Source organism: Dyadobacter soli, assembly GCF_900101885.1.
Lineage (GTDB): Bacteria > Bacteroidota > Bacteroidia > Cytophagales > Spirosomataceae > Dyadobacter > Dyadobacter soli.
Window position 1 is genome coordinate 284,402 of sequence record NZ_FNAN01000012.1, and the last position, 13,369, is coordinate 297,770.

Genomic DNA, 13,369 nt, shown 5'->3' on the forward strand with positions numbered 1-13,369 from the left:
TATGAAGCCACAAGACATTTCCCGTCGCCATTTTCTCCGTCAGGCTACCTTGTCGGGTGCGGTACTGACGTTGGCTGCTTACCTGCCTGCGAGTGGGCGGGCGCTGCCGGAGATTGTAAATCCGGTGACGAACGGAATCGCGCCGGGTACTGAGCTCTTGTCATGGATTTCGATAGACAATGCAGGCCAGGTGACGCTGCTGTGCAGCCGATCCGAAATGGGCCAGGGTACTTTTCAGGCGCTTCCGCAAATGCTAGCCGAGGAGCTGGAAGTGGCGCTGGAAGACGTCCATATCGCATTTGCACCAGCTAATCCTGAAAAATATGGCCCTCAACCGCAGGAAGGCAGCTTTTCCGTACGCGGATGGGCACCGCGACTCCTGCGTACAGGCGCGTGCGCCCGCGAGATGCTGATCGCCGCAGCGGCCACAGAATGGAACGTTCAGCGAAGTGAATGCTATGCCGAGAATGGTGCGGTGATCAATAAGGTTAGCCAAAAGAAACTGACCTATGGCGCATTGGTGCAAAAGGCTGCCAAACTTCAACCGCCCACCGAAATCACCCTGAAAAAGCGCGTCGAATACAAAATCATCGGTAAAGCCGCGCCGCGCAAAGATATCCCGCTGAAAACCAACGGCTCCGCTATTTTCGGACTGGATAAAAAGCTGCCCGGAATGAAATATGCGGTTATCGAGCGGAGTAAGCGTTTCCGCGACACGGTCAAAAGCTTCGACGATTCCGAAACACGAAAAGTACCGGGCGTTTCGCATGTTCTGAAGGTAAAAAGGCTTGTATTTTCCCAATACTGCGAAGGCGTGGCTGTCGTCGCCGATTCGCTTTGGGCGGCTATGCAAGGCCGTAAGGTGCTGAAAGTGTTTTGGAATGATCCGGATTTTGAAGCGCCGAGCACTGCATCGCTCGAAAAGCAGATGCGGGAACATCTTCAAATAATTGGAAATCAACCCAAATTCGAGAACGAATACGAACATTGCGCGCAAAAGCTGGAAGCGGTTTACGAGACACCATACCAATCCCACAGCTGCATGGAGCCGCTCAATTGCATTGCCGACTTCCGTGGCGACAGCATTGAAATATGGGGACCGATTCAGGAGGCTAACTGGATACAGGCCGACCTGAGCCAGCGGTTCAACATCCCTATCGAACGTGTGGTGGTGCATATGACCTTTCTTGGAGGCGGTTTCGGCCGGAAAGCGTTTCCCGATTACCCTTATGAAGCCGCATTGATTTCCAAAGGAATACAAGCTCCCGTGCAGGTAGTATGGACGCGAGAGGACGATATGACCGCCGGCCCATTCCGGCCCGGCGCATTTTTCACATTGAAAGGCGGGCTGAATGCCGAAGGGCGCATCCACGCATTCCAGGCCAAAAACGCAACGCAATGGATCGGGCAGGAATGGTCTCCTATCCCGCCGGGACCACCGGAAGCCGCCGGCTACAACAACGGCGATTTCGAGGGATTACTGCCACCTTACCGGCAAGGCATCCCACATTACAGCTTCGGGGGTGCGGGGATACACTCGCCCATACCCGTGATGTGGTGGCGCTCCGTGTCCGCGTCCACGAACGGGTTCGCGTGCGAGAGCTTCATCGACGAGCTGGCGCACCTGGCCGGTAAAGATCCGCTCGCATTCCGGCGCGCGCATTTACCCGACCGACGGTATCAGGCATTGATCGACCGGATGGCAGAACTGACCAGCTGGCATTCCCGCGGCCAAAATAGCGGCTGGGGCGTTGCATTCACGGAATGCTTTACGGGCATTTGCGGGCACGCCGTAAAATTGATGCGCAATGCCAAAGGGAAAGTGATGATTGAAAAAGTGATCGGGCTGATCGACTGCGGATGGTACGTAAACCCGGACATTATCCGGGCGCAGGTCGAAGGGAGCATTGTGATGGCATTAGGCGCTGCTACCACGCACGCCACAACATTTGAAGAAGGAAAGGCCGTTCAGCAAAATTTTGATACCTACCCTATGCCGCGCATTTCCGACATTCCGCCCATTGAGATACACATTATGGAAAACGACGAGAAACCCGGCGGCGTGGGGGAGCCGGGGCTGCCTCCGTTCGCCCCGGCCCTCGCCAATGCCATTTTCGACCTCACGGGCCGGCGTATCCGCCGGCTTCCGTTCAGTCTGGATGAAGTTTAGTAACGGCAGCTATTTCCCTGAAAGGGTTTTGATAAACAAAATCACCGATTCGATATCGTTATCCGAAAGCACGCCCACAAACGACGGCATTTCTTCATTGTAACCCTTCACGATATGCTTCGAAGGCGTCAGGATCGATTCGCGCAGGTAAGCCTCGTCGGCAATTACCTTTGTGCCGTCGTCAAATGTCCGCTCCGATTTGTACAGGTTCTGGAACGGCGGGCCGTACATGCCTTTCGTACGGGTACCCTCGGAATGGCAGCCGGCACAGGCCATTTTCTGGAATATCTCACGGCCTTTTTCCGCCGAAGCTGCCGTTTCCACCACGGCTACTGCCGTTGTCTCGGGGCGTTTGGCAGTCAATAATGCGAGATCGACACCCTCAAAACCTTTCAAATCCACGTCTGTCGACTGGTTCACGGTGAACCAGAACTGGTCGTTCACCTTTTTACCGTCGGCTGCTTGCAAATGATAGCTTACCTCCATTTGCATCACTTCGGTCATTTCGGGTACGAGCAGCAACACACTTTTACGGTCTGCCGACAAGTAGGACGCCGCTACGTGCATAATCTCCTGCCCGGTAGAGCCATCGAGTTTAAAATGCCCGGAGCCATATTCTTCGGTACGTTTGTAATTCCATCTTCTCACATCGAAGTTCTTCGGATCGCTGGCCGCGGCTTTATCCAACGGCGAGTCGAACCGCAGCACGATGCCCTGCTTTCCTGCGCGGAAATGGTTGGGCAAATAGCTGGGCTTGCCGGTGTAGCGGAGCCTCAGCAATGCGCTGATGCCGTTCGAACTGGAACCCCAGAGGTTAAAACCGGCCACGTACAACTGCTCGTCTACCGGGTTCATCGCTCCTTTCGAAGTAGGTGCGGGATAGTTGGCGTTAATCACCGAAACGCCGCCTTGCACAATGCTCGTGGTACTGTCGATCAGCACGCGGAATAATCCGGGCCGACCGAAAGAAAAGTGGATCAGGTTACCATTTAATGGCCCCATTTTGGAACTCGTGGCCCAAACCTGGCTGATGGCCGAACGGTCGACGCTGTGAGGTATCCAGGTCAATGGCGGTGTCACGACCGGGTTATCTTTCCGGTGCAAGGTGGGTTCCACACCGAAATAATCGCCTTTTTGAATGACAAAAATCGGGGTGGAAGGCACGAAGTTGCCCTGCTGATCGGAGGCGGTGAGAATGCCTTTGGTGGGGTGTATGCCTAAATAAGGCCCGCGTAAACCGGTCGCCACTACCTCTGCATTGCGGCCGTCCAGGGAAATTTTGAGGATAGCGCCATTTTGGTCGGAGCCTGCACGGAAGCCTTTACCGGTAACCTTGGTCATACCCGGCCCATTGCTCAAACTACCGCCTTTCGCCACGTAAAAACTGCCGTCCGGCGCGGTAACGAGGTCAGCCGCCCACTCGCGCGACTCGGCGGATTGCCCCATTACATTCGAAAAATTTTCGTAGTAATCGGCCACGCCGTCGTTGTTCAGGTCGTGAAAATGGACAATGCCGTTTCTGTCAAAAACATAAATATTCTCCTTCAATATCTCGATGCTCATCGGCTCGTGAAGTCCCGAGGCAAAGCGCCGCCATTTCAGGTTTTGCAGGTTTTTATCAATGCCCTCAACCGTCCACACATCGCCTTCAAAGGTAACCACAGCCGCTCTCCCATCCTTAAAAAAAGCCACATCAGCCACACGCACATTTCTTTTCCAGGGATTATTCAAAGGCAATGTAAGCTGGTCGGTCACGAATGCGGCGGTGTCGGGCGCCAGTTTCCCTTGCGTTACAACCGCCTCCTTCCACAATGCAGGGCCGCCCTTTTTGAAGTCGGGCAGCGATATGTGTTTGGTTTTAACATATTTTTCAAATGCCTTTTTGTCCTTCGAAAGCCCTTTCCAGATTGCGATAGTCGCTTCTCCGGATGCGGGTACTTTCACAGTCAGGTATTTGCCCTCTTCCACACCCGGCTGCCAGTTTGGTTTACCCTTACCCAAAACTGCCACCGCGGTAACAGTATCTTTGCCTGCACCCTGGTACACGTATGCAATGCGGCCCTTTATTTCGCTTCCGGTAGCATTATCTATTTCAGCGGCTGTCAGGAATAATTCATCGGAGACATCTCCCGCCTGGATCGCCCGCGTGAATGCGATGCCACCGTCGAAATGCGCACTTCCGGGAAGCTCGTGAATATGTGCTTTACCCACGGAGTAGTCGAGAATGGATCGGTTCCCGTACACATACACACCATTATAGCGCGCCTTTTCAGCTGGAAGCGGTTTCCAGGTCGGCGGAAGCGACTGATCGGTGCGGTAGGCAGGTTTACCGGTCGACCAGCCCGCGTAGGCGCCCGTCGCGAGTACAGGTGTGCCGGGAACGGTCGCTATCTTGTTGTTTTTATTAAAAAAATCCTTGTACGAAACCTGCGCCATCAGCACCATCGGCAGGAATTTACCCGTCCACGCTACCGACCACCGCAGCAGATCGGTATCGAAGCACGCATAGGCGCTGTCGCCCAGCTGTAATGCGAGCGTGCGCGCGGCCTGGTTATCTTCCGGAAAACCGCCGCCCAGCTTGCGGGCATCTACTGACGTGGAAATGTAAGGAAAACCGGGCTCTACAAACGAAGCCAATTGCAGGGAATCGGGGCGGTCGGAAGCGGTATTGCGGGTGTGGGTATAGCCCGTCATCAGAACGGACGCCAGCGTAATGCCACTCAGCAAGGCAACGCCCCACCGTTTGCCCTGGTACTTTGAAATGTTAAGCATGTATGGTTCAGGTGATAAAAGATCAATTTTTAAAGCTATGCAAAATAGCAACCTACTGGATTAGTAATGACCAATTTTCGACCTATTATCCCTTACAGCCCGTGAAAAAGCCTTCCCATTGAATATTAAATCAATATATTTGAAATAAACCTGAACGATATGACCTTATTTTCCGGGCTTCGCAAAGAGCAGATCTCCACCGAAATCCTGGCCGGGATTTCTTCATTCCTGGCAACGGCGTACATCATCGTCGTCAACCCGGCGATCCTCAGCCAAACGGGCATGCCATTCCCGGCGGTGCTCACGGCAACAATCCTGGTGTCGTTTTTCAGCAGTTTAATGATGGGTCTTTACGCCAACAACCCGATCCTCGTAGCGCCGGGAATGGGACTCAATGCATTTTTTACCTACACCGCAGTACTCACCGACGGCCTGTCGTGGCAAGTGGCGCTAGGCACAGTCTTCTGGTCCGGCGTATTCTTCCTGATTTTATCCGCATTCAATATCCGGTCCTACATTGTGAAGGCTATTCCAAAACCGTTGCGGTTCGGTATCGCAGCGGGAATCGGGCTGTTTATCACGCTTATCGGTTTCGCGAATGCCAAATTCATCGTGCCCAATGCGGCGACGATGATCAGCCTGGGCAACCTCAATGCGCCCACGCTCACATTCATTGCCGGACTGCTGGTGACCGTTATCCTATTGATCCGTAATGTCAAAGGCAGCATTCTGATCGGCATCGTCGCCACCAGCCTGCTTGCCTGGCCGATCGGACGCTGGTGGGGCGGCACGGAAGCCATTATTACCATTGATAACATCGTTTCAAAGCCGGATTTCAGCCTGCTTTTCCAGCTCGATTTCGTCAATTCGCTGAAATGGAGCCTCGCGCCGATCATTCTTGCATTCGTATTCACGGATATGTTCGACAGTCTTTCCACGTTCGTCGGGCTGGCCGAAGCTTCCAACCTGCTCGACGAGCACGGCGAGCCGCGCAATATCCGCCGTTCGCTGATGGTGGACGCCATTTCCACGACTATCGCCGGGCTTACCGGCAGCAGCCCGGGCACGGCTTACATTGAATCTGCGGTTGGGATCGAGCAAGGTGGCAAAACCGGGCTTACGGCTGTTACAGGCGCCATTTTGTTTCTGCCGTTCCTCTTTCTTTCGCCACTGCTAAGCGCGGTGCCGTCCATTGCCACCGCGCCCGCTTTGGTATTGGTGGGGGTTTTTATGATGAAACCCGTGATCCGCATCAACTGGAACGACCTTTCGGAGGCATTTCCGGCTTTCCTGGCAATGGTCCTGATCCCTTTTACCTATTCCATTACCCAAGGCATTATCTGGGGATTTCTGAGCTGGACGGCCCTGAAATTGCTCACGGGGCGTGCCAGGGACATTAGTATAGCCCTCATAATTATCGACATCTTCGCCATCCTGGCGCTGATTTTTTAAACTCAACATGAAGAAAAATTCATTACTCACAATCCTCTTTCTACTCGTCGTTCTTTCTGTCAGATCTCAAAGCATTACCGGTATTCTCGGCGCGTTTCCGCCGGAACTGGTATTGCTCGAAAGTGAGATGACACAGAAAAAAGACACCATTATCAGCCAAATCCGCTTCATCAAGGGCGAATTGCGCGGCAGGCGCGTGGTACTCGCGGAGACGGGCGTCGGGAAGGTCAATGCGGCCATTACCACCGTGCTGATGATCCAGCATTTCAAACCGCGGGAAATTGTGTTTTCAGGCATAGCAGGCGGCGTGGACCCTGCGCTCGCGCCAGGCGACCTGGTGATCGGGACGCAGATCGCCTACCACGATTTCGGGCAGATCGACGATGCAGGAATGCATTACTGGGCCACGAAAAACCCATTCACGCAAAAAGAAAACCCGCTGAAATTCCACTGCGATTCCGCATTGATCAACAAGGCGCTTCTGGCTTCCAAAAACCTGAAACTGGCAAAGGTAGAACGGGACAATGGCAGCTTTGTTCCGGCAGTGAAGACAGGCATTATCGTCACCGGCGATCAGTTTGTTTCATCCGAAAAAGTCACTCAGCGATTATTGAAAGACCTGAATGCCGCCGCTACCGAAATGGAAGGCGCTGCCATCGCACAGACCTGCTACCAGCAAAATACGCCTTTCCTGATCATCCGGAGCCTGAGCGATAAGGCGGATGGCAAAGCCAAAGCGGATATGGACCAGTTTTACGACGTCGCCGCGCGAAATGCCGCCACGCTGGTTATGGCCGTGGTTGAGGAACGGTAGCCGCGGGCGCAGCCACGTGCGCGTGTTTGGCCTGATAAGTGTAAACCGAGTACGGAAAAATCGCAGCGGCAACCCATTTAGAAACCAGGCTCGCGATAACGATCGGTATGAAAAGAATGTAGTTGTCGGCCAATGCGCACACAAGGAAAATGGACGTGAACGGCGCGTGAATGCTGCCGCTTAGCACGGCCGCCATGCCTATGAGCACGAAATTGACCGGAATGAGGCCGAGCCCGAAGTAATGGTTCAGTACCACACAAACGATCAGCCCCAGAAACGCGCCAATGAACAGGCTCGGCGCAAAAACACCGCCATCGCCACCCGCACCAAGCGTTACCGAGGTTGCAACCGGTTTGAGCAACAGCACCCCCAGCAATGGCAATATGACGGCCAAAGTAGGCGCATCGGCATGCCGAAACACGTGTTTGATACCCTCATAACCTTCCCCATAAAGGTTGGGCACAAAGAAAATCATCGTCGAAATCAGCAATGAACCACCGATAATGCGGGTATAATCGTTTTGCAGCGAGCCGAAAAATTTCTTGCAAAACAACACGCATTTGGTAAGGTAAACCGAGTTGAGACCCGCCAGCACGCCCAGCAGGATCATGTAGGGAAGTGCCTCGGTGCGCCAGTTGGTGACACTGAAATGAAAGACTTGTTTGTAGAAGAAAAAACGGGTGATCAGGTAGGACGACAATACCGCCGTAATCACTGCGGCCGTATGGAGTTTGCTTTTTCTTCTCGTAAAAACTTCGAATGCAAACAGGAAACCAGCGACCGGCGCATTGAACAGCGCCGTCACACCCGCAGCCAGACCCGCGCATACGAGGTCCGTGCGGTACTTGCGCAGGTAGCTCACCTTCCGGCTCGACAATGCGCCGATAGCCGCCGTCGATACCACTGTTGATACTTCTATACCCGTGGAACCGCCGAAAATTACCGTCAGCAGGCCGTTGAAATAGTGCGAAGGGATTTTATAAGCCGGTAATGTGTGGGCATTTTTGTTAATCGTGTCAAGTACTTCCTTGATCCCCTTATTGGCTTTGTTACGGAAAAGGAAGTAACGCAGCATATGAATGGTTGTGAGGCCAATGAGCGGGATAATGAATATCAGGTAGCGGTTATGCCGCAAATTTTCCAGGAAAGCCTCTTCGTAATGCTCGGTGATGACTTTAAGGGTATCCGCCACCAATGCCGAAAAGACACCGGTTACAGCCGCCGCGATCAGCACCGCGACCACCCTCTGGGATTTTTTTACCTTGTAAGAATTAAATTCCATTATCGTATCTTGAATAGGGAAACTCCACCCCTGCATTCAAAGATAACGCGTATTGAAGGTTTTTTGTTTAGGTAAACCAGGGTTATCATCTTAATTTAATCCAATTTCATAGATTATTAAAAATAGATATTCGATGGTTACTATTTCAATATTAAATCCACCTGCAAAGCTATTTCCGAATGGTATGGATTTAATGAAAATTTACCAGTAAATGCCTCCTTTTCAACCGGTAGGTTTGATACTTCCGCTACTTTATTATCCGCCGGGCAAGACGTGCTGGCTATTCATTGTCAACGCATTAAACGCACATAAACTATGAAGAAAGTTTACTTCCTGTTGGCTGCACTTGCAGGGCTCGTGTTCCTGGCCAACACTTCGCGCGTGAAGCCTGCAAAGTATGGCATGGCTGTGGGCACGCCGGAGATCCGATCGATCAGTGGTCTGGCTTTCGGGCCGGATGGGGTATTACTCGTGGGCGATTCCAAAAGCGCAACGGTTTTCGCCATCGACACCAAAGATGCGGCAGCCAATGCCAATGCGCAACCAACTGAAATCAAGAACATTGACCAGAAAATTGCCGCGTTGCTGGGCACCGATGCGGCGAATATCAGCATTCAGGACATTGCTGTGAACCCGGTTTCCAAAAACATTTACTGCGGAGTACAAAGCGCCGATGGTACACCGGTACTGCTCAAAATCACCGGCGATAAAATCGAAGCGGTGAATACCAAAAATGTACCGTTTTCTAGCCTGGCGCTCAATAATGCGCCTGCCGAAGATGCGAAGGACAAACGTGGTAATTCTGTGCGGGTTGCGGCGATTTCCGATATCGGGTTCGCCGATGGGAAAGTGCTCGTGAGCGGGCTTTCGGGCCAGGAATTCAATTCCACTTTCCGCAGCATCTCTTTTCCTTTCGCCAACAAACAGGACCAGTCGACGCTGGAAATTTATCACGCGGCACATGGCAAATATGAGACCCTGGCGCCGATCCGTACATTTACAATCGCGGAAATCAAAGGTAAAAAGTACCTGGTAGCCAGCTACACCTGCACACCGCTCGTACTTTTCCCGATGGATGAGCTGAAACCCGGCACGCATGTAAAAGGCCGTACCGTGGCCGAAATGGGCAGCGGCAATTCACCGATCGATATGGTGACGGTGAGCAAAGGCGGGGAGTCGTTCCTGATGATGGCCAACTCGTCGCGTCCCGTTTTCAAGGTAAAATACAAAAGCATCGAAGCCTATCAGGGTGCACTGACCACGCCTGTGGTGGAAAGTTTCGCGACGGCCGGTGTCGATTTCGTTTCGCTGCCGGTGACGAATGTGATCCAGATGGACAAGCTCGACGATTCGCGGATGATCATTGTTCAACGCCGCTCGAACGGCAGCCTCGACCTCTGGACTTCGAGTGAAAGGTATTTGTAAAACTGGGTTAAAAACCATGGTCAGGCTGGCGAACATCTCCGGCCTGACTTTTTTTGTGTGCCTTATCTCCTGCCGGCAGAAAAGTGCTGATCAAACCATTACAATTCAGTGGAAAAATGAGCAGGCCGTCGCGGTTGCGATTCCGGGCACATTTACAGCCGACATTCCGCAAGATTCCGTATCCGAATTGATAACCATTAACATAGCAGAACAGGAAAATCCGGTAGGCATTCTCGGCTCATTCGAGCAGAAAGAAAGCGGGCTGCTATTCACACCCATGATTCCGTTCACGCGCGGAATGCGTTACGATGTACGCATACGCGGGAGGCGCGGAGGAGGTTTTGAAATACCTGAAAACAATGCTGGTAATGCTCCAAGTGTCACAGCCATTTATCCTTCGGCCGATACGCTGCCTGAGAACCTGCTGAAAATCTACCTGCATTTCGATCAGCCCATGCGGGAGAGAATGTCGGGCAAATATGTAAAACTGGTCAAAAACAGGCGCGATACCATCGACGGAGCATTCCTGGACCTGCAACCGGAGCTTTGGAATCCTGAGCGTACGGTTCTAACCCTATGGCTCGATCCGGGGCGTATCAAGCGCGATTTGCAACCCAACAAGCGGCTGGGTGCCCCTATGCAAGGCGGCTCGCATTATCAGTTGATTGTATCGCAGGCCTGGACGGATGTGCGGGGAAGAAAACTGGCGAAGTCCTTTCAAAAGGCATTTATTACCGTTGGAAAAGATTCGCTGTCACCTCAGCCATCGCAATGGAAATTGGAATCACCTTCGGCCACGACGAAAAACGCATTGAAAATTGGCTTTAAGGAACCACTGGATCACAGTCTTTTACAGGAAGTATTTACGGTTCACGATAGCAACGGCGCGAAGGTTGCAGGCCAATGGCAAGTGGACAAGGCTGAAATGCAATGCCGTTTTATTCCAAATGCAGCCTGGAAATCGGGCAATTACAAACTACTGATTGAAACGCGGCTCGAAGACCTGGCTGGCAACAACCTCATTCGCCCATTTGACAGGGACATTACCCAAAAATCGAAACCTGTCACCACGGAGATCATTGAACTACCGTTTACCGTCGACTGACCTACCGGTTCTTATCCATTAGCCTGCGGTTTACAACCTGCTCGATGACCTGCTCGCGGTAGTTGCGGCTGATAGGAATGCGGTGGGTTTGCATAAAGATTTCATTACCATCAATTCCTTCGATTTTGCCGATCGAAACGATGTAGGATTTGTGGATGCGAATAAAATGCCGGCTGTCGAGGTTTTGTTCGAGGTGTTTGAGATTAAGCAGCGTGATATATTTGCCCTTGCGCGTGTGGATTGTGACGTAGTTTTGCAGGCCTTCGATGTACAGAATGTCGTCGAAGAAAATCTTCTCGTATTTGCTGCCGCATTTGATAAAAAAATAGTCTTCTTCTGTCTTCGACGTTGCCGATTTGGTGAGCAGTTTGTGATAATCCCTGGCCTTGCCTGCCGATTTGAAAAAACGTTCGAACGTGATTGGTTTGAGCAGGTAATCCATCACATTGAGCTGAAAACCTTCCAGCGCGTAACTGGGGTAGGCCGTGGTAATAATAGCCATCGGCGGGTTTTGGACGACTTTCAGGAAGTCGATCCCGCTCATTTTCGGCATTTGAATGTCGAGAAAGATCAGGTCCACCGGTTCCCTGTCCATAAGGCTCAAGAGCTCTACCGGGTTTTCACAAACGCCCGTCAGTTTCAGGAAATCCACTTCCTTCACATAATCCGCCAGCCCTTCCCGCGCCAGCGGCTCATCGTCGATTATCACGCAGTTGATCATCTATCAGATCTGATTTAAAGACATTTGAGGCATTTCGGCCATTTCCAGCATTTCGAGATCTACTTCAAAATGGATCACAAATTGGCTGGTATCGCGCCGGATATCGAGCTGATATTTTCCGGGGTAGATCAAATCCAGCCGTCGCCGGACGTTTTTCAGCCCGATCCCGCCGTAGTTGACCACCTCCGCATTTTGCTCTCCCGAAACACTGTTGCTGAGGTTGAATACCAGGTGCATATTATCGAGGCGCAGGTCGCCGCGGATCCAGTTTGGCGCAGTATGGTGCCTCGAAACGTGTTTGAACGAATTTTCCATGAAAGTCATGAGAATGAACGGTGCAATGCCCGGCTGTTTCTGGAAATGGCTCTGAACTTCGAAAACGACGTCCAGATTGTCGTTCTGACGCAGTTTTTCCAGCTCGATGAAATTTTCCAAATAGGCAATCTCCTTGCTTAGCGGAATCTGATGGTCGTTGCATTCATACAACTGGTGCCGGAGCAGTTCCGAAAACTTCGCCAGCGACGCCGACGCCCTATCCGGATTTTTATGGATCAGGAAAAAAATCGAGTTGATACTATTAAAAAGGAAATGCGGGTTAAACTGGTATTTCAGGAAATTCAGCTCGGTTTCTAGTTTCTCCTTTTCAAGCATTTGTTGCCTCCGTTGCGTTTGGAGCCAGTTTTTGGCCAGTTTAATGCTCATCGCGAACGTCATTGCCGCCACAGTGGAAGACAGCGGCCCGCCGAGCATCATATGGAAAAATCCATAGTTACCGGCTCCGAAAAATGCTTCCAGCGTTTTTCCAGCCGCCCAGGCACTCATGTAATAGCCCGGAACGATTAGCGCGGCGGTAGCCAGGATGGTGAGCGCCAAAAGCGTAAGAAATTCGAAGTATTTTCCCTTTTCGAGGTAACGCGGGACGAGGAAATACAGGTTGAAATATACCGCCAATGCCTGCCAAAGCACGTAAAACAGGAATTTGATAACGGAAGTCGTGAATAACGCTTCCACCACCTTCACCGGGTTGCCGAGCGCTACCACCCACCATATATAATGGTAAACGATCCAGAAAGGGATGTGATAGAGCTTGTACCTGAAAAACCAATGCGCACGGGCATGCGGAGAGGCAAAATCCGGATCGGAATGAGGCTGGGCGGTCATGTGGTACAAGGCTATGCTACCCCAAGTTACGGGAATAAGCGCAGACCAGGAGTCGGCTGGACGAAACGTCGGAAATAATTGATAAACTGCCGAGGACATTATACCAGCAAGCCCCGGCGGATTCGGTCATCGGCCGGGGCTTGCTGGTATTTGTTTTAACATCAGGTCAATGTAACACCGCACGGGCAAGCTGTGCGGGCATTTACACTGCCATTGTATTCCAATTTGAGCTTCTTGCCCTTCTCATCTGCCTCTTCGAGCAGCTCGAAAGTACGGCGCTCGCCAAGCATCAGAAGCGACTGGAAAAGAATGCCGGCATATTTACTTTCTTCGCTGCCGGGGCCTTTTTCCTTGGCGAGATCATTGTAGTGTCCGAAAAGATCCTTTCCTTTTCCCATGATTTTATGTTTTGCTTTGAATTTCAGAATCTTAGTTTTCCGCACCAAAAAGTGCATTGAATTTCTCTT

10 protein-coding genes are annotated in these 13,369 nt (G+C 51.8%); 5 read left to right on the forward strand and 5 right to left on the reverse strand.

Translation table 11 applies throughout. The features are described from left to right. The first annotated feature begins 1 nt into the window (after position 1). Entirely contained in the window at positions 2–2,170 is a 2,169-nt protein-coding gene (locus tag BLQ88_RS21325) for a xanthine dehydrogenase family protein molybdopterin-binding subunit (RefSeq protein WP_090154237.1), read from the forward strand. Positions 2,171–2,179: 9 nt separating this feature from the next. Here BLQ88_RS21325 and BLQ88_RS21330 read toward each other — a convergent pair whose 3' ends face one another. Then, complete coding sequence (locus BLQ88_RS21330) at positions 2,180–4,942, reverse strand: DUF6797 domain-containing protein (RefSeq protein WP_090154239.1); 2,763 nt, start codon at positions 4,940–4,942, stop codon at positions 2,180–2,182. Positions 4,943–5,101: 159 nt separating this feature from the next. On the opposite strand from BLQ88_RS21330, the gene BLQ88_RS21335 reads away from it, so the two are divergent. Further along, on the forward strand, positions 5,102–6,394 hold the full coding sequence (locus BLQ88_RS21335) for an NCS2 family permease (RefSeq protein WP_090154241.1): 1,293 nt from the start codon (positions 5,102–5,104) through the stop codon (positions 6,392–6,394). A gap of 7 nt (positions 6,395–6,401) precedes the next feature. Continuing rightward, a complete protein-coding gene (locus BLQ88_RS21340; RefSeq protein ID WP_090154243.1) occupies positions 6,402–7,208 on the forward strand; it encodes a 5'-methylthioadenosine/adenosylhomocysteine nucleosidase in 807 nt (268 codons plus the stop codon). Here BLQ88_RS21340 and BLQ88_RS21345 read toward each other — a convergent pair. Next, a complete protein-coding gene (locus tag BLQ88_RS21345) occupies positions 7,183–8,490 on the reverse strand; it encodes a chloride channel protein (protein WP_090154245.1) in 1,308 nt (435 codons plus the stop codon). The genes BLQ88_RS21340 and BLQ88_RS21345 overlap by 26 nt on opposite strands. Before the next feature lie 315 nt (positions 8,491–8,805). Between BLQ88_RS21345 and BLQ88_RS21350 the strand changes: the two genes are divergently transcribed. Both BLQ88_RS21350 and BLQ88_RS21355 read left to right on the forward strand, forming a co-directional pair. Continuing rightward, a complete protein-coding gene (locus BLQ88_RS21350) occupies positions 8,806–9,915 on the forward strand; it encodes a hypothetical protein (protein WP_090154247.1) in 1,110 nt (369 codons plus the stop codon). A 16-nt stretch (positions 9,916–9,931) separates the two neighbouring features. Further along, positions 9,932–11,020 carry a hypothetical protein gene (locus BLQ88_RS21355; RefSeq protein WP_090154248.1) on the forward strand — a complete coding sequence of 363 codons (1,089 nt, stop codon included), beginning with the start codon at positions 9,932–9,934 and terminating at the stop codon, positions 11,018–11,020. A 1-nt stretch (position 11,021) separates the two neighbouring features. On the opposite strand, the gene BLQ88_RS21360 is transcribed toward BLQ88_RS21355, so the two are convergent. The 3 genes from BLQ88_RS21360 to BLQ88_RS21370 form a co-directional block, all read right to left on the reverse strand. Further along, positions 11,022–11,741: a LytR/AlgR family response regulator transcription factor gene (locus tag BLQ88_RS21360; RefSeq protein ID WP_090154250.1), complete on the reverse strand. Its 720-nt coding sequence runs from the start codon at positions 11,739–11,741 to the stop codon at positions 11,022–11,024. Between the two features lie 3 nt (positions 11,742–11,744). After that, entirely contained in the window at positions 11,745–12,902 is a 1,158-nt protein-coding gene (locus BLQ88_RS21365; RefSeq protein WP_090154252.1) for a sensor histidine kinase, read from the reverse strand. 161 nt (positions 12,903–13,063) lie between these two features. Continuing rightward, positions 13,064–13,300: a hypothetical protein gene (locus BLQ88_RS21370; protein ID WP_090154329.1), complete on the reverse strand. Its 237-nt coding sequence runs from the start codon at positions 13,298–13,300 to the stop codon at positions 13,064–13,066. Positions 13,301–13,369 lie beyond the last annotated feature (69 nt).

What these genes read in the sequence shown, in the direction of transcription:
- BLQ88_RS21325 (WP_090154237.1), top strand. Translation starts at nt 2, where the DNA reads ATGAAGCCACAAGACATTTCCCGTCGCCATTTTCTCCGTCAGGCTACC.
- BLQ88_RS21330 (WP_090154239.1), bottom strand. Translation starts at nt 4,942, where the DNA reads ATGCTTAACATTTCAAAGTACCAGGGCAAACGGTGGGGCGTTGCCTTG.
- BLQ88_RS21335 (WP_090154241.1), top strand. Translation starts at nt 5,102, where the DNA reads ATGACCTTATTTTCCGGGCTTCGCAAAGAGCAGATCTCCACCGAAATC.
- BLQ88_RS21340 (WP_090154243.1), top strand. Translation starts at nt 6,402, where the DNA reads ATGAAGAAAAATTCATTACTCACAATCCTCTTTCTACTCGTCGTTCTT.
- BLQ88_RS21345 (WP_090154245.1), bottom strand. Translation starts at nt 8,490, where the DNA reads ATGGAATTTAATTCTTACAAGGTAAAAAAATCCCAGAGGGTGGTCGCG.
- BLQ88_RS21350 (WP_090154247.1), top strand. Translation starts at nt 8,806, where the DNA reads ATGAAGAAAGTTTACTTCCTGTTGGCTGCACTTGCAGGGCTCGTGTTC.
- BLQ88_RS21355 (WP_090154248.1), top strand. Translation starts at nt 9,932, where the DNA reads ATGGTCAGGCTGGCGAACATCTCCGGCCTGACTTTTTTTGTGTGCCTT.
- BLQ88_RS21360 (WP_090154250.1), bottom strand. Translation starts at nt 11,741, where the DNA reads ATGATCAACTGCGTGATAATCGACGATGAGCCGCTGGCGCGGGAAGGG.
- BLQ88_RS21365 (WP_090154252.1), bottom strand. Translation starts at nt 12,902, where the DNA reads ATGACCGCCCAGCCTCATTCCGATCCGGATTTTGCCTCTCCGCATGCC.
- BLQ88_RS21370 (WP_090154329.1), bottom strand. Translation starts at nt 13,300, where the DNA reads ATGGGAAAAGGAAAGGATCTTTTCGGACACTACAATGATCTCGCCAAG.